Annotated in this window: 13 protein-coding genes; 6 read left to right on the forward strand and 7 right to left on the reverse strand. The window is 59.5% G+C overall.

The features are described from left to right. Positions 1-106: 106 nt before the first annotated feature. Both Enr13x_RS01675 and Enr13x_RS01680 read left to right on the forward strand, forming a co-directional pair. Entirely contained in the window at positions 107-1,888 is a 1,782-nt protein-coding gene (locus Enr13x_RS01675) for an arylsulfatase (protein WP_145384415.1), read from the forward strand. Positions 1,889-2,181: 293 nt separating this feature from the next. Continuing rightward, positions 2,182-3,162, forward strand: coding sequence for a DUF3500 domain-containing protein (locus tag Enr13x_RS01680; RefSeq protein ID WP_145384416.1), 981 nt, complete (start codon positions 2,182-2,184; stop codon positions 3,160-3,162). Between the two features lie 215 nt (positions 3,163-3,377). Here the strand turns inward: Enr13x_RS01680 and Enr13x_RS01685 are convergent, their stop codons facing one another. Beyond that, a complete protein-coding gene (locus Enr13x_RS01685; RefSeq protein ID WP_231744045.1) occupies positions 3,378-4,697 on the reverse strand; it encodes a DUF3472 domain-containing protein in 1,320 nt (439 codons plus the stop codon). A gap of 337 nt (positions 4,698-5,034) precedes the next feature. Here Enr13x_RS01685 and Enr13x_RS01690 point away from each other — a divergent pair, with 337 nt between their 5' ends. Then, entirely contained in the window at positions 5,035-6,267 is a 1,233-nt protein-coding gene (locus Enr13x_RS01690; RefSeq protein WP_145384417.1) for an FG-GAP repeat domain-containing protein, read from the forward strand. 541 nt (positions 6,268-6,808) lie between these two features. On the opposite strand, the gene Enr13x_RS01695 is transcribed toward Enr13x_RS01690, so the two are convergent. Further along, positions 6,809-9,784: an outer membrane protein assembly factor BamB family protein gene (locus Enr13x_RS01695; RefSeq protein ID WP_197455705.1), complete on the reverse strand. Its 2,976-nt coding sequence runs from the start codon at positions 9,782-9,784 to the stop codon at positions 6,809-6,811. A 377-nt stretch (positions 9,785-10,161) separates the two neighbouring features. Between Enr13x_RS01695 and Enr13x_RS01700 the strand changes: the two genes are divergently transcribed. Continuing rightward, on the forward strand, positions 10,162-12,243 hold the full coding sequence (locus Enr13x_RS01700) for a DUF1592 domain-containing protein (protein WP_145392051.1): 2,082 nt from the start codon (positions 10,162-10,164) through the stop codon (positions 12,241-12,243). Further along, positions 12,240-13,592 (forward strand): DUF1552 domain-containing protein, encoded by a 1,353-nt coding sequence (locus Enr13x_RS01705; RefSeq protein ID WP_231744046.1) that lies wholly within the window; start codon positions 12,240-12,242, stop codon positions 13,590-13,592. The genes Enr13x_RS01700 and Enr13x_RS01705 overlap by 4 nt, the downstream gene beginning before the upstream one ends. A gap of 132 nt (positions 13,593-13,724) precedes the next feature. On the opposite strand, the gene Enr13x_RS01710 is transcribed toward Enr13x_RS01705, so the two are convergent. Continuing rightward, on the reverse strand, positions 13,725-14,420 hold the full coding sequence (locus Enr13x_RS01710) for a hypothetical protein (protein WP_145384419.1): 696 nt from the start codon (positions 14,418-14,420) through the stop codon (positions 13,725-13,727). A gap of 165 nt (positions 14,421-14,585) precedes the next feature. On the opposite strand from Enr13x_RS01710, the gene Enr13x_RS01715 reads away from it, so the two are divergent. Next, positions 14,586-15,926 (forward strand): sulfatase family protein, encoded by a 1,341-nt coding sequence (locus tag Enr13x_RS01715; protein WP_145384420.1) that lies wholly within the window; start codon positions 14,586-14,588, stop codon positions 15,924-15,926. A gap of 138 nt (positions 15,927-16,064) precedes the next feature. On the opposite strand, the gene Enr13x_RS01720 is transcribed toward Enr13x_RS01715, so the two are convergent. The 4 genes from Enr13x_RS01720 to Enr13x_RS01735 all read right to left on the reverse strand — a co-directional run bounded on the left by Enr13x_RS01720 (position 16,065) and on the right by Enr13x_RS01735 (position 23,551). Further along, a complete protein-coding gene (locus Enr13x_RS01720) occupies positions 16,065-19,265 on the reverse strand; it encodes a response regulator (protein WP_145384421.1) in 3,201 nt (1,066 codons plus the stop codon). A 27-nt stretch (positions 19,266-19,292) separates the two neighbouring features. Beyond that, positions 19,293-20,882 (reverse strand): phytoene desaturase family protein, encoded by a 1,590-nt coding sequence (locus tag Enr13x_RS01725; RefSeq protein ID WP_145384422.1) that lies wholly within the window; start codon positions 20,880-20,882, stop codon positions 19,293-19,295. Between the two features lie 24 nt (positions 20,883-20,906). Next, positions 20,907-22,223, reverse strand: coding sequence for a Gfo/Idh/MocA family protein (locus Enr13x_RS01730; RefSeq protein ID WP_145384423.1), 1,317 nt, complete (start codon positions 22,221-22,223; stop codon positions 20,907-20,909). 491 nt (positions 22,224-22,714) lie between these two features. Then, a complete protein-coding gene (locus Enr13x_RS01735; RefSeq protein WP_315856996.1) occupies positions 22,715-23,551 on the reverse strand; it encodes a putative RNA methyltransferase in 837 nt (278 codons plus the stop codon).

Here is a 23,551-nt window from a genome sequence, read left to right on the forward strand (position 1 = left end):
ATGCACAGCAGGGCTAGCTGGGTTACGATGGTGCGAATTCAACGATCCCGTTCGAATGCCTGCCAAATCCTCCTGCCTAACCACCGCCCTCTTCCCGAACAAGCCCATGCAGAGAAAACCTGTTGTCCTCGCGATCGTCTTTTTCTTTGGCGTCCTCTTGCCCGGGATTTCCATCTCTCGTGCCGTCGCCGCGGAACGTCCCAACGTGATTGTCATCATGAGTGATGACCAGGGTGGCGGTGATTACGGATTCATGGGAAACCCGGTGATCCGAACACCCGAGTTGGATGCGATGCATCGGCGCAGCGGGTTTTTGAGCAAGTTTTATGTCAGTCCGGTTTGCGCGCCCACGCGCGCCTGTTTGATGACCGGTCGTTACAACTACCGGACCCGTTGCATCGATACCTACATCGGCCGCGCGATGATGGACAGCGACGAAGTCACGATCGCCGAGTTTTTGAGGGACGCCGGGTATCGCACCGGGATCTACGGCAAGTGGCACATGGGCGATAATTATCCGCTCCGCGCTATGGACCAGGGTTTTCAAGACAGTCTGGTGCATCGCGGCGGCGGCATCGGCCAGCCCTCCGATCCCGTCGGCGCCGAAGGCAAGTACACCGACCCGACGCTGATCAAGAACGGTGAAGAAACACCGATGAAGGGCTACTGCACGGACCTCTATTTTGATGCCGCGATGGACTTCATCGACGAGAGTGCCCGGGCTGACAAAAACTTCTTCACCTACATCGCCACCAACGCGCCGCATGGTCCCTTTCACGACGTACCCGAAGCCTTGTACCAGGAATATCGCAAGGTCGATTTCTCACCCATCCTGGTCAACCAGCTGAATCCCAAGCGGCTCGAGCAGGAGAGCGACAAACTGGCGCGGATCGCCGCCATGATCACCAATATCGACCAGAACGTCGGGCGGCTGTTCAAGAAACTGGACGCACTCGGGCTGAGCGAGAACACCATCGTCGTCTATCTGAACGACAACGGTCCCAACACGATGCGGTACGTCGGCGACATGCGTGGCATGAAATCACATGTCGACGATGGCGGCATCCGTTCGCCACTTGTCTTTCACTGGCCCGCCAAGGTTGCGGCCGGTCGCAGTTCGGATGTGCTGTCCGCGCACATCGATTTGCTGCCCACCCTGCTTGATGCCTGCGGCGTCGCGGTGCCCGACGGACACAAGCTTGACGGTCGAAGCTTTCTGCCGCTGTTGACCGGTGACGCGACGAGCCTGCCACGACGTCAAATCGTTTTGCAAACCCATCGTGGCAACGAGCCGCAACGCTACCATCACTTTGCCCTCCATGAAGAACCGTGGAAACTGGTGCATCCGACTGGCTTTGGCAAGGAAAGCTTTGCCGGCGAACCGAGTTTCCAGCTCTACGATCTGAGCAAGGATCCACGTCAAAGCAACAATCTCGCCAAACAGCACCCCGACGTGGTGCAGCGATTGAAGCAAGGATACGACGCCTGGTTCAAAGACGTCAGTTCGACACGCCCGGACAACTATGCGCCGCCACGGATCGTCATCGGGACCGAACATGAGCGGCGCAGCGTGTTGACGCGTCAGGACTGGCGGCACATCCAGGGACGCCCCTGGGCGGGCAACTCCAACGGCGTCTGGTTGCTGGAGGCTCCCGAGCCAGGGAGCTACGAGGTCGAGTTGATCTTTGCCAGCGACCCGCCGGCGGGAACGGCGACGATCACGGTGGGAAAGCTGACCGAGACGCTTGAAATTCCGGCCGGGCAACGGCGCGGGCATGTCACCGATCTCAGCCTTCCGGCCGGTCAACTGACGCTCGCCGTCGACGTCGTCTTTGACGGAAAGACTCAAGGGCCACACCAAGTCATTCTGACGCGCCGCGACAAGTGATCAACGCCCAAGAAAATCGGATGACCTCCTTTTTGTTCACCCTTCTCGTGCTTTTGCGGGTTTGTGTTTCGGCGTAGGTCAGGCTGTGCCTGACGGGCCCATCGGCATGCACAGCATGCCCTACGAAACGATAAAGCGACACGCAACGCCGATCGTGAACGGGCACGCCTGGACTTCTTTCGGATTCCGAAATGGTGCGTCACGGTCAGCAACTTGCTAAGATGAATCCGTTCCGCCGTCCTTCGACGGTTCCCGCCTGGACATTCCCCCCCAACCTTTCAGTGAGCTCAACAATGAACATGAACCGTCCCGAAACGCGTCGCGATGGCCAGCGTGTTGCCCGACGAGATTTTGTCAAACTTGGAGGAGCGGTTGCCGCCGGAGTCGCGTCGGCGGGGCTTTTTGACCCGCGGTTCGCTCATGCCGCGACGTCGCAAACGTCCGCGGAAACCGTTGTCGCCGAGTTGTATGCGTCGCTTTCGGACAAACAGAAGAAAGCGATCTGGCGGCCCTTCGATCACCAGACCCGACGCAGGATCAATCCGAACTGGCACGTCACCGATGTGGTCATCGGTGACGATCTGTTTTCCAAGAAACAGAGGACGTTGATCGATCAGATCGTCCGCAACATCACGTCCAAAGACGGTTACGACCGCCTGATCCAGCAGATGGATGAAGACGACGGCGGGATGGAAAACTACAGCGTCGCCATCTTCGGCGAACCCGGGACCGACCAATTTCAATTCGAGATGACCGGGCGGCACCTGACGATGCGTGCCGACGGGAATCGCGTCGACAAGGCGGCCTTCGGCGGTCCCATCGTCTACGGCCACGGAGAAGAGAACCCCAGCGATAACCTGTTCTTCTACCAAACCCAAAAGACCAACGAAGTCTTCCAGGCGCTCGATCCCGGTCAAGCCGAAGCGGCGCTGCTGAAACAGGCGCCTCGGGAAACCGCCGTTCAGCTACAAGGCGCCGGTGGTAAATTCCCAGGGATCGCCGTCAACAAACTGTCCAGCGATCAAAAAGAATTAGTCGAATCGACGTTGAAAGTTTTGTTGGCACCCTATCGAGAAGAAGATGTCGATGAGGTGATGGCGATTCTGAAGAGCAGCGGTGGACTCGACCAGCTGCACATGGCGTTCTATCAAGACGAAGATCTGGATGACGACAAGGTCTGGGACATCTGGCGTGTCGAGGGCCCCTCGCTGGTCTGGCATTTCCGCGGCGCCCCACACGTTCACGCGTACATCAATATCGGTGTGAAGTCATAGACCTTAGGCGGGACCGTCCAGCTTAAGACGACGGTTTTTTGAAGTACGACGGCCCTTCCGGGCCGTCGTCCGCTGGACTCCCGACGACGAGCTGGAAAGGCCGTCGTACATTGGTCCGCTGCCCACATCACACTCCATCGACCAGATCACGAGGATTCGTTGCGTTTCGCATCGCTGCGAAGCTGGACGGTCCCAAAGCCTAGTCACCAACGGTCTCAACCCCGCGGCAGGGCGTCGAAATCGATGTCCGGCTGGGCGTCGGCGGTCGATTGACGTGTAAAGGTTTCTCCCGGGCGACCCGTTTCGTCAAAGAAACCGCAATTGCGCAGAAAGAAGTGATCTCCATCGGCACCGCCGGTGAAATCCAAGCGGTGACGGCCGCGGCCCGTTGCATCGACCGAGAACCGTGCGCGGGTGCATTGATGCCACTGTTGGTTGACGTCACGCACCCAAACGTTCCCATAATTTGCACGGCGCCCGATGTGTCCGTAGGTGGGCGAAAAATTCTCGAGGAATCCATGGAACCCCGTCAGGTGCGTGTCCGTCTTGGGACGGCGAAAGCTTGCGATCAATCGCCACGTGTTCTGGGATTTGTCGCCGAACCATGAGCTGTAAATCGTGTTCCCCTTTCCGTCCGGTCGCACTTCGGTCAGGAACCGGTACGTCGTTCCCGCCTTCCAGGGGTAGACCAAATAACTTTGGCCGCCGGAGCCTTCGTTACCGAACTCACCGACGTGCACGCCGGGACCTTTGGCGAGCATCACGATTTGTTGTTCTTTGGGAATGTCACGCGGGTTGTCGGTCTTGAACGGACTCCAGACCGAGAACAGCACGCGTCGCTCCGTCGGGCTGTTGACCTGGATCCCGAAGTAACCTTCGCCAAAGCCGTTGGTCATGAAGTAAGAGCCGATCGGGTCTTGGCCCGCGGGGACGGTCAGTTCGCTGTAAGCGTATTGCAATGTTTGATCGCGGGGGACTTCGTAGCGAAGATGGACCGATGGGCCACGACGCCCCCAGTAGAACATGTTGCCCGAGTTGGATTGGACGTAGTCCAGCGTCAGGCCGTCGGTATCGGACGCGACCACCAGGTCACGGACGTCGGCGTAGACTCTCCCGCCACGTCGGACGCCTTGCAGATCGACGCGGACGTAGCCCGCCTCGGGGACTTCGATCCGCCCGACCGGATTGGCGGAGAAGTCCGGCGATCGGATCACGGTATCGAAAGCTTGGTCAGCGGCGCGAACCGCCAGCGTGCCGGGGGCATCGGCCGCACGTGCGCGAAGAGCTAGATCCAAGACGGCGGGTCGATCCACCCGAAAGAAGATCGAGTAGACGCGATCCGGTTCGGACCAGGCGATCGTGGAGTCGCGCCGAAACCCTCGACCGCCCGGGTTCGGGGCCGTTTGAAAGGCATTGCCGGCGACCGGGATCGTCCAATCGGTGGCATGGCTTGGGTTGCTCGGTGAAGCGGCCAGTGTTGTGATGGTGGCCAAGGCAACGATGAAGCGGTGTGTATTGGCAAACGCGTCTTTCATGAGCGGTCTGGATCGGAGCGGAGGTGAATCAAGGCGTGAGACTGTTCACTCTAATGTCTTCGCTGCAGGCAGCGAAGGGCCTCGATTCGCCGATGCGTTGGACGATGCGTCGCATCAGCAGCTCCAGTTCGGTCCGCTGGCGAGTCGTCAGGGGTGGATTGGAGCCGAACAACCCGAACATGTCTGTTTGATCTCCTCGCCGACCGTTGATCCGAAATGATTTTCGGTAGCACTATAGCCCGTCGGTTCCGGCTTCGCGATTGATTGCGACCCCGCGGTTCAAATCCGCGGTGTATGATGGGCCGCTTTGAACCGCTTCTTCACGCCAGGCTTCGAGATGACGCGTCCGCTGACCCTCCTTTGTTCGTTGGTTTTCTCGGCAGCGATCGCGGGGGCGCAACAGCCGCCGGCCCCATCGCAACACACATCCGGCGATGCGATCCGATTCCAACGACTGGTCTTGAGCGATCTGTATTACTGCGACGGCGTTTCGTCCGGCGACATCGACGGCGATGGCGACGTGGATGTGGTCGCTGGACCGTTTTGGTATGAAGGTCCCGACTTTCAGATCGCTCACGCGTTCTACGAACCCGTCGCTTTGCCGCCGGCGGATAGTCCCAGCAACAGCATGTTCAGCTTCGTTGCCGATTTCTCCGGCGACGGCCGGCAAGACATCCTGGTGCTCGGACGCGTCCACAAACACGAAGCGATCTGGTACGAGAATCCCGGCAAGTCGGATGGCCTGTGGGACAAACACGTGGCGTTTCATCGCGTCAAAGGCGAATCGCCCACACTCGTGGACCTGGATGGCGACGGTGTCCCCCAGGTGATCTGCCACTGGGACGGATGTTGGGGCTCGATTCAACCCGATCCATCGCATCCGACCGAACCGTGGCGATTCATTCCGATCGGCGATCCCGAGGACTGGCCGCAGTTCTATCACGGCCAAGGTGTCGGCGACGTCAATCATGATGGCAAGCTGGATCTGTTGCTGAACGACGGATGGTATGAACAGCCACGCGATCTGTCCCCAAAGTCCAGCTGGGAATTTCATCGCGGTCTGTTTTCGAAAGGCCGCGGCGGTGCGCAGATGTTCGCCCAAGATGTCGATGGCGACGGTGACAATGACATCCTTTCCGCCGTCGATGCACATGGTTGGGGATTGGCGTGGTATGAGCAAACCGGAACCGGATCAAAAACGAGCTTTCACGAACATCTGATCATGGGCGATCGTTCGGCGATCGATCGGTTCGGCGTGGCGTTCACCCAGCCCCATGCGTTGGCATCGGCCGACATCAACGGCGACGGCTTGCCGGACCTGATCACCGGAAAGCGGCGTTGGGCGCATGGTCCCGACGGAGACATCGATCCCGGGGCACCGCCGGTGGTTTATTGGTTTGAACTACAGCGTGATCCCGCCGGCGCGGTTCGATACATCCCGCACCAAATCGACGACGCCTCCGGCGTCGGAGTTCAAATTTTGGCCACCGACCTAAACCAAGACGGACGAGTCGACGTCGCCACCGCGTCCAAGCTGGGCACGTTTGTCTTTCTGCAGAGAGGCCAGTAGGTCATGCTGTGCATGACAGAGAAGTACTGGTCCGGGCTAGCGCTTGATGTCATGCAATACACCGGTAGGGTTGAAAGTGATTGTCCCTCGTTCCAGGGCTCCGCCTTGGAACGCAAGGTCGACGTGGCTCCGCCACCACCGCCGCCAGCCAGCAGGCGGAGCCTCCGAGGAAGTGTGTTCCCAGGCTCTGCCCTACGCCTTGAACGATTTGTTAGCGGCAGGGCGCGAGCCCTCCGGTGTGTTGGCAATAACAAGCAACCGGAGCGCTCGCGGGCTGTCAATTTAGTGGAATGGGGCGAGTCATTGGTGAGCCGCTGGCCGTAAGGCCTCGGGCAGCGTCTGAGTGCCCGGCCGCTTACGCGTCGCGGCTCACAAAAACGACAGCCCGCTTGCGCCCGGCCGCTAAAACCTCGTCAAACATGCCCTGGAACGCAATGTCGATGTGGCTCCGCCACCACCTCCGCCAGCCAGGAGGCGGAGCCTCCGAGAAAGTGTGTTCCCAGGCAGAGCCTGGGAACAAGGGTGGAGAGGATCATTGCTCCTAATCCTCGGGCGCAAAACGGAGCAATTGTCCGTTTTCCAACGCCACCGAAATCCGTCCCGCGTGATCGATCGACACGCCGCCTTTGACGGCGAGCGCGGGCAGCGGCTTGATCCAGTTGTCGCTGCCATCGCGGGTGTTGATCGAAACGAGGAAGGAATCGGATTCGTTCCCATCGGGATGGCCCGTGGCCAGCAACGTGTCGTCGGTGACGGCGAAACTGGTGAACCGTCGATTGCCCTTGTCTTGCCAAATGGCCTTGGGGGCTTCACCCCCGCGGCGGATCCAGCGTGCGGCTTCTTTGTAGGGTTTGGGCGTCCCCGGTGCCAACGGTGGTTGGCGAGCCAAGTTGACGAATTGGCTGCCTTCGTAACTGGCGTCGTGGCTCAGCTGGCAACCGTCGCTGCACTGATAATCCAGCGAGACGTATTTTCCATACGCCGGATAATACGGGTAGAAAGCCGTTCGGAATTGCGAGTTGACTTGAGCACGGGGCGTGTTGAGGCACGCCAATGTTTCCAGGTCATAGCGTGCCGTCTCGTAGACACCGCCGGCAAGGAATCGCAGTTCACCATCGACGATCGTCAGGTTGCCCTGCAGACTGATTCCGTTGTTGACTTCACGTTCCAAGGTCCCCGACGTCGTGTTGGAAACCTTCAAGGATCCGGTCACCGCATCGAGTGCGACGACGTGCGTGCCGTCGTAATGTGTGATCCCTGCAGCCGCGTAAACCGTGTCGCCGTCGACGACTACCCCGCCCGCGACGGGCCATGCGGAAACGAGTCGGTCATAGACGGAAATCCGGTAGTCTTTCGGGCCGACTCGGTAAGACCAGAGGAATCGTCCGTCCCGGGCCGCGTAGGCATAGACTCGTCCGTCGGCCGATCCGACGTAAACGCGATTCTTGGCGACCGCCGGCGGGTAATAGACCGGTCCGGCCGTGTACGTTTTCCAGACCGTCTTTCCATTTCCGTCGATCGCTTGGACGGCACCGGTGCGATCAGCGAGGAAGACCATGTCGCCGGCGGTGACCGGTGCGGTCGGCAGTGCGTCGCGGCAAACTTGGACCGCCCACTGTGGGTGGACATCCGCGGGGATCGCCACCGAGGAGGCATCCGTGCGAGCATTGTTGCCACGAAAGGTGGTCCAGTCCCCGGGATTCACGTCCAGCGATTCGACCGCCGCATGCATGTCGCCGCGGACCCACCGGGGTTCGTTCGAGTCGTCTGTTTCATCGGCCGCATCGTCCCCGGGACGCAGTCCGATGTTTCCGTAGAGCGACAGTTGGCAACCACACATCCATGGCCCCCAGTACAGGTGTCCGCCGGCAACGATCACACCATCCTGGCACGGCGGACGCATCGGATCGATGTGCTGGGCCGTATTTGATTCGGTCAACACACGAACCGTGCCACCGTTGGCGCGGTAAAAGATGCTGTCGGCACAACCGGTCGCCCGTGTGCAGGCACGTCGGGCGGGAAACGTCGCGAGCACTTCGCCTGTTGCGTAGTCGAACTTCATTCCGTTTTCCGACTTTTGCGGACCGGCCGCCCAAACGCCGTCATCGCGAAGCACCAGCTGCAGATTTCCCGTCGGGTGCGTCCAGGCAAGTTTGCCGTCATGGGCAGAAGCGACGACCATCCGTGTTCGTTGTGGACCGGCAAAGAACAGGTAGTCCCCGCTACACTTCATGTAGCACGTGGTGGCGTAGCCGGTGATGTAGTGCTGTGCCTTTTGGTTGTCGCCGATCGCGTCCAATAGATCTTTGTCGGTGTTCTTCCAATTCAGTTTTCCCGTGTACCGATCGATCGAAGCCAGGAACTTGCCGGGGCAATAACAAAAGATCTGACTTTCGTTCATGCACACCGCACGCGCGTCTAAGAATTCGTCGTCCCGATAGTGCCAAAGCGGTTCTTTCGTTTTCAAATCGATTGCGACCAGCGTTCGGCCGAAACCGAACGAGGTGCGGGGGTCGTTGTAGTCGTGGCCGTCCCACATGCCCCAGGGCCAATGCCCCAGCCCGCGTCGAATGGCCCGTTGGGTTTCCAGTTTGGCTTCGGGGTTGCCGACCAGGGCGAACAGGATTCCATGGCGCATCGCCATCCACTTCCAGACCGGTCCGTCGCTGATGTCGGTCCCCACCTTGATCTCGTCGATGGTTTCTCCGGTCCGACCATCAATGATCTTGCAGGCTTCGTGGTCCCCCAGGTAAAGCGCGTCGTCGGTCGCGACCATCGTGTTACGGTGCAGCATGAAACCGGCAGAAAGCGGACGTCGCCAAAGGATCGTTCCGTTGTAAGCGTTGATGCACAACAACGTATTGAGCATTTCGTTCTGGTTGGCCTTGTGGGCGATGTGCCCCATCGCTTTGTAGATCCGCCCGCCGGCGACGACGGTCTGCTCCGGCATCGGGCTGAACTTCGGGTACCCGATGAACTGGGTTCGCAAGCTGCCGCGCACCAACTGGTCGTCGGATTGCGGATTGTTGTCCGGTCCGTGATAGGGGTGTGACCAATCATCCACGCCTTGGGGAACCGGTTTGGTGATCGTTTGGTCGCCGACGATCGCCACACCCTTGGGACGCAACACGCGCAAGATCTCTCGGCCAGATGGGGCGTTGGTGTCGGAATCGAAGACCAGCACCCGGTCGGCGGTGTTGTTGCCCAAATGAATCGATCGCCCCGATCCGGTGTCGACAAACAAGCGGGTACCCAGATAACCCGCCGCATCGGCAGTCCGTCTGGCATGCCGGGCCAGTTGAGTGTCAGGGGTTTGGAAATAGACCGTCAGTTCACTGGCCCGGCAAACTTCGATCAAGTAGTCGACCTTGTCGTCCGGCAATCCGACAAGGGCCACGATGCCCTTGTCGATTTCCATCCGTTTGAGGTCGTCGGTGGCTTGCCCGCCTGAGACGGTCGCGACGCTGCAGAGCGTCATCGTGGCCAGCATGGCCGGAAACACGGATCGGAGTCCCATCGTTTTGTCCCGTTGCAAATAGGAGTTGCATGTTGGCGACTGACCTGACCAATCGGCCATTGTAGCGGGCCAGTCGCCGCGGTGCCGCTCGCTGGCCAGCTTGTCGATTGAATCGGGATCTGCGGAGTCAATGGTGAGCCGCTGGCCGTAAGGCCTCGGGCGGGCGCCGAAATGCCCGGCCGCTTACGCGTCGCGGCTCACTCAATCGACAGCCCGTGACGCGTCCCGCCGGGGGGCGGCAAAGATGGCATGGCGGGCTCGGACAGGTTAAACTTGAAGCGGTCGAAATCCGCTGAGACTCGTTTCTCGGCGGTTTCTGCTCCTGCCCCCCCCGACTCCATCGTCGCCTCGCCTCCAACTCGTGGAAAGACTCAGTGATGCGCAATCACGCGCTGCAGAACGTCTCGACTGTCACGATCATCGCCCAGGTCCTGCTGCTGGGATTGCTTGCCGGCTCAGCCGCCGCCTCCGAAACCGATGCATTTGCCGAAACCATCGCACCGGCGCTCGAGCAGCATTGTGTCCAATGCCACGGCGCCGACGGCGAAGCGGAAGGCGACGTGGACCTGCTCGCGATACGCGGTGAAGGTCTGAACGAAAACACGGAACTTGTTCGCCGTCTGATCGATGTGCTCGATCTGGAAGAGATGCCGCCGGAAGACGAACCGCCGCTGGACCCGACGCTGCGACGCAAATTGGTCTTGGAACTCAAAGCGATCCTGCAGGCGGCCGTGGCCCAAAAGAAGGCTTTTGCGCACGCTCCGATCCGACGCATGAATCGTTTTCAATACAACAACGCCGTGATCGATTTGTTCGATTTGAAATGCATCGTCTTCACCCTTCCCGAGCGGATGGTGCGCGAGCACAAAGGGTACTTCCAACCGGAAACCGGCCGGATGGCCGACGTGGTTTCGGTGGGCAGCCGTCCGCTGGGAAAGTCGCAGTTGATCGAACCACGCTTGGCGGGAGTGGCGGCATTCCCGCAAGACTTGCGCGCCGAACACGGTTTCGACAACCGCGGCGACCACCTGTCGTTGTCGCCCTTGTTGATGGAGGCCTTTCTGGCACTCGGGCAGTCGATCACTGAAAGCCCCGATTTTGTTCCGCAGAACGTCGGCGTCTGGCAGACGTTTTTTGCCGCCCCGACAGACGAGGTAGACCTCGACGGTGAAGTGCGGCGGCGTTTGCAGCCCTTTCTGACCCGTGCCTTTCGACGCCCGATCGGTGATGCCGATCTCAATCGATACGTCCGGTTCACCTCCCGGCAACTCGCCGCGGGCGTCGGGTTCACCGACGCGATGAAATCGATCGCCGCCGCCACGATTTCATCACCAAAGTTTCTCTATTTGTACGATCGTTCCGGCGAGTCAGCGACGGCCCAACCTGTCGATGATTTGGAACTCGCATCGCGGCTGTCGTTCTTTCTCTGGGGCAGCCTGCCGGACACAGAACTACTGGATCTTGCCGTGGCAGGCCAATTGAAACAACCGGAAATCCTGGACGCCCAAGTCACTCGGATGCTCAGGGACAAGAAACTGAAACGGTTCTGTGACAGTTTTCCGGCGCAATGGCTGCAGCTGGAACGGATCATTTCTTCGGTTCCGAATCCCGAGAAGTATCCCGGTTTTTATTTCGCCAAGTACCGCGACAGCATGCACATGATGATCGAACCGCTGCTGCTGTTCGAAACGGTGTTGATCGAAAACCATCCCATCACCCAGCTGATCGATTCTGATTTCACCTACCGGTCGGTGCTGTTGGAAGACGCTTACGGAGAGCTTCGCAGCGACCCGTCGGAGATCACGAAACGGGGCGGCGGGGTGACGGTGTTGAATTTTCATCGCGTCCCCGTCTCGGATCGGCGCAGTGGCGGGGTGATCACCAACGCCGCGGTGATGACGATGACTTCCGGTCCCGACCGCACCCAGCCGATCACGCGCGGGGCTTGGATCGCGACCGCCATATTCAACAACCCGCCCGAACCGCCGCCGGCCGATGTGCCGCCGCTGGGTGAGAAACCGCCGGCCGGCGAAGAGCATTTGACGCTTCGCGAGAGGCTTTCGCTGCACCGCGAACGAAGTGATTGCAAGGGTTGCCACGAGCAAATCGATCCGCTGGGGTTCGCGTTGGAGAACTATGACCCGGTCGGCAGATGGCGTAGCCAGTATGAAAACGGGCGGTCGGTGGATGTTGCCGGCACGTTATTTCGTAAGCATGCGTTCAAGGATGTCGTCGAATTCAAGGATGCGGTGCTGGCCGAAAAAGACCGGTTCACCCGCGCGTTGGCCGGGCATCTGTTGTCCTTCGGACTCGCCCGTGAACTGTCGGCATCGGATCAGATCGCACTGGACCACATCGCGACGGCAACTGCCGATGATGGTTACAAAATCCAAACGCTGATCAAAGAAGTGATTCGCAGCGAACCCTTCCAAAGTAAAACCAATCCCAAGGCCGAATGATGCACAGCACTTCACGACGAACATTCCTGCGCGGGCTCGGTGGCGCGGCGCTCTCGCTTCCTTGGATGGAGAGTCTGGTGACGGCCGGATCAGCGACCGGCGTGCCCAAGCGGATGGCCCATTTCTACGTGCCGATCGGTGTCGTCCGACGCGGGTTCTTTCCCGGCGAGGCGAACGATATCATCCCCAAAGGGAATCTGGGCAATGTCATGACCTCGCTGGGTAAGCAGGATCCCTACTTTAGCGTCAAGCCGCTGGGCGAATTGACGCCCACGATGCGCCCGCTGGAACGATTCAAAAGCAAGATTAATTTGATCACCGGCATGGACCGGACGTTCCAGCAAGGGACCGACGTGCACGCGCAATGCGCCTCGTGTTACTTGAGTAGCGCGGAACCGTACACGATCCAAGGCACCGCCTGGCCGCTGGATCGAACACTGGATCATCTGGTCGCCGATCAAGTCGGCAAAGCGACCCCGTTTCCGACGCTCGAATTCAGTTGCAATAGCCACCGCGATAATAAGGAGTCGATCTACTTTGACAACATTTCGTGGTACGGCACGGGACACCTGGCACCGTCGATCCGCGACCCGCGGAAAATGTATCATCGCTTGTTTTCGACCCAGGAAATCGATCGCTACCGTGACGTCACCGATCTGGTCTTGGAGGACGCCAAGTCGTTGCAACGCGACCTCGGGTACACCGATCGGTTGAAATTCGACGAGTATTTTGATTCGATTCGCACGATCGAAACGCAGATGGATCGGCTGGAAAACATGAAGGCCGAACTTGCCAAAGTCGACTTCGACGAACCGCCCGAAGCCTATCTGCCCCGCGGTGAATACATCCGTTTGATGGGCGATCTGATGGTGGTCGCCTTGCAGACCGGACTGACCAACGTCACGACGTTTATGGTCGGACCCGAACGGTGGGACACGCCGTACATGTTTGAAAGTCTGTTCGATCAACCGCGAAGCCATCACCAGATGTCGCACAATCAAACCAAGATGATCGACGATCTGTTGAAAGTCGATCGCTTTCACATGGAACAGTACGCGTACCTGATCGAAAAGATGGATCGGGTGGAACAGGCCGATGGGACGTCGTTGTTGGACAACACGTTGTTCACCTATGGGTCGGGTTTGGGCGACGGTTCCACGCACCAGTACAACGATTTGCCGATCATCGTCGCCGGCGGCGGCAAGAGCGTTCAGTCCGGCCAGCACATCAACCTGCCCGAAGGCACACCGCTGGCCAATCTGTGGCTGACCCAAGCCCGCATGATGGGGCTGGACATGAAACGTTTCGCCGACAGCACCGGAACCGTCGATCCGCTCTTAGCGATGTAGGTCACGCTGTGCGTGACCTGAGGCATGCTCAGCATGCCCTACACGCCTCACCAAACTGCGTTTTGCGTGTCGGTCACGCTTTCCGTGACGCATGGCTATACCATCAACCCTAACTAACGATTGCGGTCTTCCTCAGAATCCCGAAGCCTCAGGGATTTTTTCGAATCTCTCAACTCCACGACCGAACCTGGAAACCGACTTCAACGCGTGGTGTGTCGGTAGAAAGATGATGGTCGGCAGTCCTACGATCAGCAACGACAACCAGGCCCACGGAGGCATCCAGCTTTGAGGTTGGGCATCGTCCATCCCGTACACATAATTCACATTGTGTGGCTGGTTAGGAAAGTCCAATTCGGCCCCTGCTGGAGGAAGCACAAAGAAACAAATCAGCATGAGCACCCATGCCAGAAGCGTCCACGCCGCAAACGCTCGGCGGTCATATCCCAGTCGCCAGACGAAATAGAGCAACATCAGCGGCAACCAAAAATGAAAGAACGACAAACCACGAGCAAACAGCGAAATCCCGGGATCGAACATGTAGTCGGTCATCCCGATCAGCGGCAATCCGATCCATTGCCCCAGGAAATCGATCTGCCAGAGTACCTGGGGAATCGTAATTCCGACCGCGGCCATCGATGCGAAAATCGGCTTCTCCGTCCACGTGGCGAGGAGAGCCAGAAAGAGTGCGACATCGCAGTAGTACAGGAAGTTGGTCGGCCCGTATTCTCGCCAGTAGTACGGGACCAGAACGGCAACGAAAGCGGTAAAAGCAAGTTTGACCCACAGCGGAACCCGCTGAGACGGCGTAATAACGGAGTTGTTTTCCATGGAGATGCTCGTCAGCAGGGACTCAAGCGAATCGATTTCGCGGACCAACGCCCGCTCCCGACATTGAGCCTCTCTGAAAGCCAAAGTTGCGCACCGTATCATCAAGGACCTTCAAATCGATCAATGCCGCTACGCTCCATCCAATCCGCGATCTATACGACAACCATGAATCACTCGTTGCTTTTCACTCGTTTCACCGTGTCGCTGATCCTCTGTTTTATTGCCTCTGCCGCTGTTGCCGCTGTTGCCGCTGATAAACCCAACATCCTGATCGTGTTTACCGATGATCAAGGCTATGCCGACTTGGCGTGTTACGGAAACGAAGCCAATAAGACGCCGCGTTTGGATCAGTTGGCGGCCGAGGGAACTCGGTTCACTTCGTTCTACTCCCAGACGGTCTGCGGGCCGTCGCGATCGGCGCTGCTGACCGGACGCCAACCGCTGCGCAGCAAGGGTTGGGGCATGCCGGCCTCGGAAATCACGTTCGCCGAGTTGATTCGCAACGCGGGTTACCAAACCGCCTGCATCGGAAAGTGGGATGTTTCCAACCGGAAAGCGATTCTCGACCGCATGCCCAACGCACAAGGGTTCGATTACTACTTCGGCACCTTGGGGGCCAACGACGGCGGCCGCGTCCGCTTTCACGAAAACAATGAACCCGCCGGCGCGACCGATGACATGGGCAGCCTGACCACGCTCTACACCGACAAGGCGATCGAGTATTTGAACGAGAAACGCGATCCGGAAAAACCATTCGTGTTGTATCTCGCCCACACGATGATGCACACCATCATTGACGCCTCGGATCGCTTTCGCGGCAAATCCGCCGGCGGCTTGTACGGGGATGTTGTCGAAGAGTTTGACCACGAAACGGGGCGACTGCTCGACGTGGTCGACGACCTGGGGCTGAGCGAGAACACGTTGGTGATCTACACCAGCGACAACGGACCGTGGAACCAACCGAAGTACACCGACCGAAAGAAGGGCCATCCCGAGGGATCGATTTTCTGGGGCCAGTCCGGTCCGCTCCGCAACGGCAAGGGATCGTGCTACGAGGGCGGCTATCGATTGCCTTGCATCGTTCGCTGGCCGGGCAAGGTCCCCGCCGGACGCGTTTCCGACGCCCTCTTCGCCACCATCGACTTCATGCCGACCTTCGCTCACTTGGCCGGATTTGACGTTCCCCGCGATCGCCGCATTGACGGCATCGATCAAACCGACCTGCTATTGGGAAAACGCGACACCGGCCGCGAACATTTTTACTTCAACAACGCCGGCGTGCGTCAGGGCGATTGGAAATACCTCAAACCCGACGCCTACTTTCACGGCTACGCGATCGAAGCGGATCGAAAGAAAGTCGACGAACTCTACAACCTGAAATCCGATCTGGGCGAGCAAACGAATCTGGCCGCGGAGCACCCGGAGAAAGTTGCTGAGCTGAAAGCATTGATGCGCCAGATCGAAGGCAACGATCCGCCGGGAACCTCACCGATTCAAATCAAGTAGCCGGGGCCGAAGGTGTTGTCGGTGTTAGCGAGAGGGGAGTGGCAGAATGATGGAGTGGCAGAATGATTCTTGGTCAGCGATCTGAGCGGTCAGGACATGATTCTGCCCCGTATGATTCTGCCATTTCAAAGCATTCTGTCATTCTTCCGACGGTCCTTGCCGATTCACAAACGTTTCGAGTTCGGCGTCCAGGCGTTCGACTTGCTGTTTGAGGGCTTGCAGTAGATCGGGGACGGGGCCCAGGTCTTCGGCTTTGCCGAGTTGTTCGATTTGCTCGGCGAGTTCGACGACGGGTTTGGCGCCAAAATTTGCCGCGGCGCCTTTGAGCGTGTGGGCGCCTCGGGTGACAACTTTGACGTCGTTCGCCGTCAGTGCGTCCTTGATTTCGTTGACACGCTGCGCCGCCTCGTCCCGCAAGACTTTCGCGATCTCCGTCAAGAACGCATCGTTGCAGCCGCGCATCCGATTGCGGGCGTGATCGACATCGATGATCTGGTAGCCGCCCGTCTCCGTCTTCGGGGCATCGCCCTCGGGGGCGTCGTTGGGCTGGACGGTTGCATCGTCCGCCGACGTCTCGCCAGAGGCCTCCGCGGCAGTCGGGGAATCTTCGGGTGCGTGTCGCCGCAGGGCCATGGCCAGTTCCTCAGGGTCAATGGGTTTGCTGATGTAGTCATCCATGCCGGCTTCCAAACATCGTTCGCGATCCCCTTTCATCGCCGCAGCCGTCATGGCGATGATGGGGATGTGGTTTCCCGTTGACGCTTCTTCGGTGCGGATCCGTTCGGTCGCTTCTTGCCCGTCCATCACGGGCATTTGCCAGTCCATCAAGATCACATCAAAGTGGCCCTTTCGCCAGGCTTCGACTCCGAGTTTTCCGTCACTTGCGACCTGGACCTGGTGTCCCATGCGCTCCAGCAGCCCGGTGGCCACACGTTGGTTGACATAGCCGTCTTCCACCATCAGCACACGCAACGCCACATCGGATTTTTTCACCTGGCTTGTGTCGCTGATGCCCACGATGGCATCGGACGACACCATGGCATTCAGGATCGTGTCGAGAAACTCCGATTGGACAACGGGTTTGGTCACATAGCTGGCCACCCCCAGGTCGCGACATCGTTGTTTGTCCTCGCTGGTCGCCGAAGAGATGATGATGGTCTTGGTGTGACGAAGCTGATCGTTTTCCAGCATCTTGGTGGCGACATCGTAACCATCCATGTTCGGCATCACGCAATCGAGCAGCACCAGTTGGTAGGGCGAATCGGACGCGGCGGCGCGCTCGAGTTCCTCCAGCGCCGTTTGCCCATCGGCGACACACGTCGGGGCCAGCCCCCAGGATTGAAGCATTTCATTGAAGATCAATCGATTCGTGCCGTTGTCGTCGACGACCAGCACGGGCAAACCGGCCAGGTCTTCCAACGCGGCCGGGGGTGAGGGTTCCAGCGGCTGTCCAATTTCCAGGTTCAGATTGAAGTGAAACGTCGTCCCTTGGCCCAGTTCGCTTTCCACCCAAATCCGGCCGCCCATCATGGAGACCAGTTGGCCGGAGATCGAAAGCCCCAGGCCGGTGCCTCCGTATTGACGCGTGGTCGATGCGTCGACTTGGGAAAACGACTCGAAAACACTGTCTAGTTTTTCCTCCGGGATGCCGATTCCCGTGTCACGGACCGAAAAATGCAATTGGGCATTTGTTTCGTTGCGATCTTCCAGTTCCACGGCAACGACCACCTCACCGGCCTCGGTGAACTTCATCGCGTTGCCGACCAGGTTCACGATGATTTGGCGGATCCGTCCGGGATCGCCGACGACGACTTGCGGGGCATCCGGATCGATGCGGCAGGCCAGTTCCAGACCCTTGTCTGCGGCGTGATGCCCCAGCGAACGGGCCGTCCGTTCCACCGTGTCTCTCAGGTCAAACGCAATCGATTCCAATTCCAGTTTGCCGGCTTCGATTTTAGAAAAGTCCAGGATGTCGTTGAGCAGCCGCAGCAGCGAGTCGGCCGACCCGCGAACCATCCCCAGGTATTCACGTTGTTCCGCCGAAAGTGGCGTGCCTTCCAACAAGTCCGACATGCCGATGATCCCGTTCATCGGCGTGCGAATTTCATGGCTCATGTTGGCCAAGAATTCGCTCTTGGCACGATTCGCCTGGTCCGCCTCTTCACGCGCTTTCCGCAAATATTGATTGGATTCGGCCAACTCCCGCGTCCGCTCTTCGACCCGATCTTCGAGCGTCACCTGAGCCCTTACCAATTCGTCGGTCATGCGATTGAACGAGGTTCCCAGTCGCCCCAATTCGTCATCCGAATGGACCGCGACGCGAGCGTACCGATCACCCCCGGCGATCATGTCCGCGGTTTTGGCGAGTCGCGAAATCGGAGACGTGAACCGTCTGGCCAAGACAAACGCCCCCAGGACGCTCAACAGCACCAGCGCGGCTTCCAGGAACCATTGCATGTTGCGCAGCTTGCCGATCGGTGCGAACGCTTCCTCGCAATCCATTTTGACCACCATGCCCCACTTGCGGAATTCGGGGGCCTGCAACGCGATCGGTCGCCAGGCGATCAACACATCGGTTCCCGCATAGCGGCCGATGTCTTGGCCCGAATCATTCGCAATCGCTCGATTCATCGCCTCCGTTTCAAGGCTCGCCGACGTGTCGTCGTGCGGCTTTGCCGAGGGGATCAGGTAGTGCAACCGGTCACCTTGTCGCGATGCAATCAGCACTTCACCGGAATCTCCCAGCCCGGTGGAATCGTGCAGGATCTGGGTCAAGCGATCGACGTCCAGCAGCACCATCACGACCCCTAGAAACTCGTCGTCGTTGGTTTCCGCCGGCGCCGTCAGCCAGGCAACGTATCGGCCGTCGTCGTCGCGAAACGGGGTCCCAAGATGGGCGTCGATGCGGCCTTGTGCATAGTCGGGATGATCGGAGTAGTTGATCTCCAGGAAGCTTGAGTCGGTCGTCGTGATCACTTGGCCCTGCGGGTCGGTGATCGAGATGGCCAAGAACTCCGGGGTACTCGATTGGGCATCGGTGAGAATCCGTTCGACACCCTGACGGAACCTCGCCTCGTCGACCGTGCCGTCGATCCGTTCGGCGAGATACCTCCGCAGGCGGGTTCGGCTGGCAACCAGCAACGCCCGTTCTTTCTGCTGATTGACGTAGGCGAGCACCCGCTGCTGGCGATCGTGTGCGGCGGTCTGCAATCGCCGGTGAATCTGTTCGGTCAGACCCGATTTGGCGAAGTGAAAACTCGTCAAATTCGCCAGCGTCGCGGTCAAAAACGCGACCACTGCAACGAAAATCGTCAGTTTGGTTTGTAAATTAAGACGCATTCCATTGATTGTACGTCTGGAAGCCGATTAAAGGTCGCTCAGGATGATGCCCGCGGCGTTTCGTCCACAGGCCCCCATCACGCCGCCGCCGGGATGCGAGGCCGCACCGCAGAGATAAAGTTTTTCGACGGGAGTGCGGTGGTCCGACCAGCCGATCAGAGGGCGTGATGGCCCGAGTTGATGCAGATGCATCGCCCCTTGCATGATGTTGCCGCCGGTCAATCCGTAGGTGCGTTCCAGATCCAGCGGTGTCATCGCGTGGGTGAACAGGATCTTGTCTCGGATATCCGGTGCGAATGCTTCCAGCATGTCGATGCAGTTTTCGACCCAGCCGGCTTTTTCATCATCCCAGTGCCGACCCTCGGACAATTGATACGGGGCGTACTGGACGAACAGCGACAGGACATGTTTTCCCGGCGGTGCGAGACTGTCGTCGACGTTGGACGGAATCGTCATCTCCAGCACCGGTTTGCTGCTGTAATTCCCCGCCAGCGCTTCTTGGTAGCCTCTTTCAATGAATTGCATGTTCGGCGTGGTGTGAATCGTGCCTCGCAACAGTTGCGGGTCGACGCCAAAGTCCGGCAGCCCGTCCAGGGCCAAATTGATTTTGCCGCTGGCCGAGGAGTAGTCAATGTTTTTGACTTGTCGAACGAATTCGTCGGGAAGGTGCCGTGGGTCCAGCAGTTGAAGCAGCGTTCGGTTGGCGTCGACTCCCGAGGCAACCGAACGGCCAACGACCTCGCCGTCGGAGGTTGACACGCCGCGCACCGCGTTGTGTTCGACCAGGATCTCTTGCACCTCGACTTCCATTTTGATGTCGACTTTCAGATCCAGGCAGGCCTGGCGGAGTGCCGCGGCCAGCCCTCCCATTCCGCCCTTGATGTACCCCCAGACGCCGCGCGCTCCGCCGGCGTCACCCATCACGTGATGCAGCAACACGTAGGCGCTGCCCGGTGACGACGGCCCGTGAAACGCACCGATGATCGCATCGGTCGCCAACGTGCCTTTCAGCAGATCGGATTCGAACCAGCGATTGAGAATCCGATCGGCCGCGCCCGTTAAGACTTCCATGGCGCCGGGGTCTTCGTACAGCAACGTCTGCATCAGCGAACCGGTCTTCAGCCCGCCGATCAGGTTCCTTGCCTTGTCCCACAGGCCGGCCTTTCGAAGCCGACTGGGCAACTGCGGCGGTACGGTTTTCAACAGCGGTTCCAACCGTTCGGCGATCTCGGTCAGCATCGTCTCGTAGGCCGGGAACGCTTCGGCGTCTTTCTTGCTGAACCCTGCGATCGATTCAAAATTTCGCTTGGCGTCGTGGCCCAGGACCAGGTGTCGGCCCTGGCCATCGAAGGTGATCGATGACGGGTCGCGACGCAGCACCTGGTACCCGTATTCCTTCAGCCGCAGATCGGCGATGACTTCCGGCAGCAGCAAACTGACGACATAGGCGGCGGGCGAAAACCGAAAGCCCGGATAAAGCTCTTCGGTCGTCGCGCATCCGCCCAGCGTCCCACGACGCTCCAACACACAGACCTTCTTACCGGCCTTGGCCAGGTAAGCTGCCGTGATCAATCCGTTGTGGCCACCGCCGATGACAATTGTGTCGTACCTAACCATGTGGCGTAAGCTTCCAGCTTGCGTTTAAACCGGGGCGACTTCCCAGCCCTTGCGGAAATGCGACATCAAATACTGCTCGACGTTGTCGTTGCCCGTCGCTTTGAAGGCCTTGGCGTCCCAGTCGAATCCGCCGCCGGCGCGGAACGCGGTGTTGGCCAGCAGCACCGATTCGGCCAGCGGGCCGGTGTAGTCGACAAAGTCGCACGTCGATCGGGGGCCGCCCTTGCAGGCGTTGATCCACTCTTGGTGGAATCCCGGCGACTTGGGGATCGTTTTCTCTGCAGCGGCGGGGTGGCCGCCGTCGTTGAGTGTGACCTTGTAGCCGTTGAACCCGGCCGTGATCGTGCCCTTGGTGCCGATGAACAAGGTGTTGTCCCCTTTCTGGGGAACCGTCTTGTGTTGCTTGAAAACGTCGCCCAGGGATCCGTGCCACCAATGCAGCGTCAGTGCGCCGTGTCCCTGTTCCGCCGGAAATTCCAACCGCGTCTTCATCGACTTGGGAGTCCGTTGGGGATCGATTTGATCGGCGCCGGGGACTTCATCCAGATCGACCCGGTCGGGATACTTCAATTGCAACGCCCAAAAGGGGATGTCCAGAATGTGGCAGCCCCAGTTGCCCGTTTCGCCGGTCCCGTAGTCCCACCAGAAACGCCATTTGTAAGGACAGTACTCCGGCGAATAGGGGCGTTCTTGCGCAGGCCCCTGCCACAGATCCCAGTTCAGATGGCTGGGGACCGGAGGGAACTCGGTGGGGACGTCGGGCATGCCGCGTGAGCCGCCGACCGCGCAATAGACTTCGGTGACTTCGCCGATCACGCCCGAGCGAACCGCTTCGACCGTGCGGGCCATGCCTTCGTTGGCGTGTCGCTGGTTGCCGAGCTGCGTGGCGACATCCATCTTCTTGGCGATTTTCGTCAGCTCGCGAACTTCCCAGACGGTATGGGCGAGCGGTTTTTCGCAATACACGTGCTTGCCCAGCAGCATCGCCTGGCGGGCGGGATGAAAGTGGGTGTGGTCGGGCGTGCTGATGACGACGGCATCAATTTGCTTGTCCAGTTGATCCAGCATCACGCGGAAATCTTGGTATTTCCGAGCCTTGTCGAATTGTTCAAAACGCTTGCCCGCTTTCGCTTCATCGACGTCGCACATCGCGACAATGTTTTCGCCGTTGACGCCACTGACGTTTGCCGACCCGCGTCCGCCGACTCCGATGCAAGCGACGTTCAGTTTCTCATTGGGCGACGCGGCACGCGCCGACGGCGTCGAACCGAGCCAATAGCCGCCGGATAGGACAGCGGAGGTTTTCAGAAAATTCCGTCGTGAATCGGAGGGGCGTTTCATGTTGAATCTTCGGTGGGAGAGTGGGAGAGTGGGAGAGTGGGAGAGTGGGAGAGTGGGAGAGTGGGAGAGTGGGAGAGTGGGAGAGTGGGAGAGTGGGAGGGGCGCGAAACCTAGGGGCAGGAAACATCGGTCATCATAGTCTACGGCTTCTACCGCGAGCCTGCACGGCAACACTGTGATGCATTTTTAGCGGCAGGGCGCGAGCCCTCCGGTCTTTCACGGTGTTTTTGAAGCGCGACCGGACGGCTCGCGGTCTGTCGTTTTTGTGAGCCGCGCGGGCGCGTAAGCGGCCGGACACTGCGACGCTGCCCGAGGCCTTACGGCCAGCGGCTCACCATTGACTCAGCAGATCCCGACAAGATCGACAGCTCGCTCGCGCCGTTCCGCTAAAAATTCAAGATACACATGGTAAAGATGCTTCACGGCGCTACCTGCACGGGCCCGGAGCGATTTCCAGCATCGGCATCCGCAACGCCGCTCGGTCCGCCGGCCTACGGCCGACGCAGCAGGACCAAGTCGGCCGCCAAGGTCACGGTCATCGCCGTCAACGATTCCGCACGCGTTTGTTGCGAGCGTCGCACGGCGCGGTAGGTCATCGCCAACGCATCGGCGATCGCGTCGGGTTCCAATTCGACACGTTGTCGCCAGTTCCGGTGTTCGACAAACTCCAGCCCCGTCGCGGAGAGTTCGTCCACGACCGCTTCCCAACGGCTTCGGCGATGACCTTCGTGCTGTACGCTTTCACGAAGCTCGATCAAGTCCTCTTCGCCGGGCACCGCGACGATACAGTTTCCGCCGGAAACGAGCACGCGCGAAATCTCTTCGGCCGGGCGGCGGCCGAAGAGCGAAATCACTTGATCAACACTCCCATCCGCGGCCGGCAACGTGCGGTCCGCATTGGCCAACACCCACGTCGCCTCGGGCCAACCCCGCGCGGCCAGTTTGATCGCGCGTTTGGACAAGTCGATGCCGCAGTAGCCGTTCGGATTGTCCGAAAACAACGCCGGCCCAAAGGAGCCTTCGCCGCAGCCCAGGTCCAGCGCGCGAATCGGTGTCGATTCCTCTCCCGCAGTCGGCGACTTGATCCATGGGCGGAGCGTTTCGACCAGCTCGGCGGCTAGCCCCCGCTCCAGCCAGCGGTGTCGGGCCAGGACGGCATCATCGGAGTCGCCGGGTTTGAGCGACTTGCGATCTTGCGGTTGCAGCAGACTCCAGTAACCCGCTTTCGCGCGATCAAAATGGTGGCCGGCGTCACAGCGAAGCGCGTTGTCTCGCAATTTCAGCGGCTGGGTACAGTTTCTGACGGTGCAGCGCAGTTCAAACATCAT

Origin of the sequence: Stieleria neptunia (assembly GCF_007754155.1) — a bacterium.
Classification (GTDB): Bacteria; Planctomycetota; Planctomycetia; order Pirellulales; family Pirellulaceae; genus Stieleria; species Stieleria neptunia.

What these genes read in the sequence shown, in the direction of transcription:
- Enr13x_RS01675 (WP_145384415.1), top strand. Translation starts at nt 107, where the DNA reads ATGCAGAGAAAACCTGTTGTCCTCGCGATCGTCTTTTTCTTTGGCGTC.
- Enr13x_RS01680 (WP_145384416.1), top strand. Translation starts at nt 2,182, where the DNA reads ATGAACATGAACCGTCCCGAAACGCGTCGCGATGGCCAGCGTGTTGCC.
- Enr13x_RS01685 (WP_231744045.1), bottom strand. Translation starts at nt 4,697, where the DNA reads ATGAAAGACGCGTTTGCCAATACACACCGCTTCATCGTTGCCTTGGCC.
- Enr13x_RS01690 (WP_145384417.1), top strand. Translation starts at nt 5,035, where the DNA reads ATGACGCGTCCGCTGACCCTCCTTTGTTCGTTGGTTTTCTCGGCAGCG.
- Enr13x_RS01695 (WP_197455705.1), bottom strand. Translation starts at nt 9,784, where the DNA reads ATGGGACTCCGATCCGTGTTTCCGGCCATGCTGGCCACGATGACGCTC.
- Enr13x_RS01700 (WP_145392051.1), top strand. Translation starts at nt 10,162, where the DNA reads ATGCGCAATCACGCGCTGCAGAACGTCTCGACTGTCACGATCATCGCC.
- Enr13x_RS01705 (WP_231744046.1), top strand. Translation starts at nt 12,240, where the DNA reads ATGATGCACAGCACTTCACGACGAACATTCCTGCGCGGGCTCGGTGGC.
- Enr13x_RS01710 (WP_145384419.1), bottom strand. Translation starts at nt 14,420, where the DNA reads ATGGAAAACAACTCCGTTATTACGCCGTCTCAGCGGGTTCCGCTGTGG.
- Enr13x_RS01715 (WP_145384420.1), top strand. Translation starts at nt 14,586, where the DNA reads ATGAATCACTCGTTGCTTTTCACTCGTTTCACCGTGTCGCTGATCCTC.
- Enr13x_RS01720 (WP_145384421.1), bottom strand. Translation starts at nt 19,265, where the DNA reads ATGCGTCTTAATTTACAAACCAAACTGACGATTTTCGTTGCAGTGGTC.
- Enr13x_RS01725 (WP_145384422.1), bottom strand. Translation starts at nt 20,882, where the DNA reads ATGGTTAGGTACGACACAATTGTCATCGGCGGTGGCCACAACGGATTG.
- Enr13x_RS01730 (WP_145384423.1), bottom strand. Translation starts at nt 22,223, where the DNA reads ATGAAACGCCCCTCCGATTCACGACGGAATTTTCTGAAAACCTCCGCT.
- Enr13x_RS01735 (WP_315856996.1), bottom strand. Translation starts at nt 23,551, where the DNA reads ATGATGTTTGAACTGCGCTGCACCGTCAGAAACTGTACCCAGCCGCTG.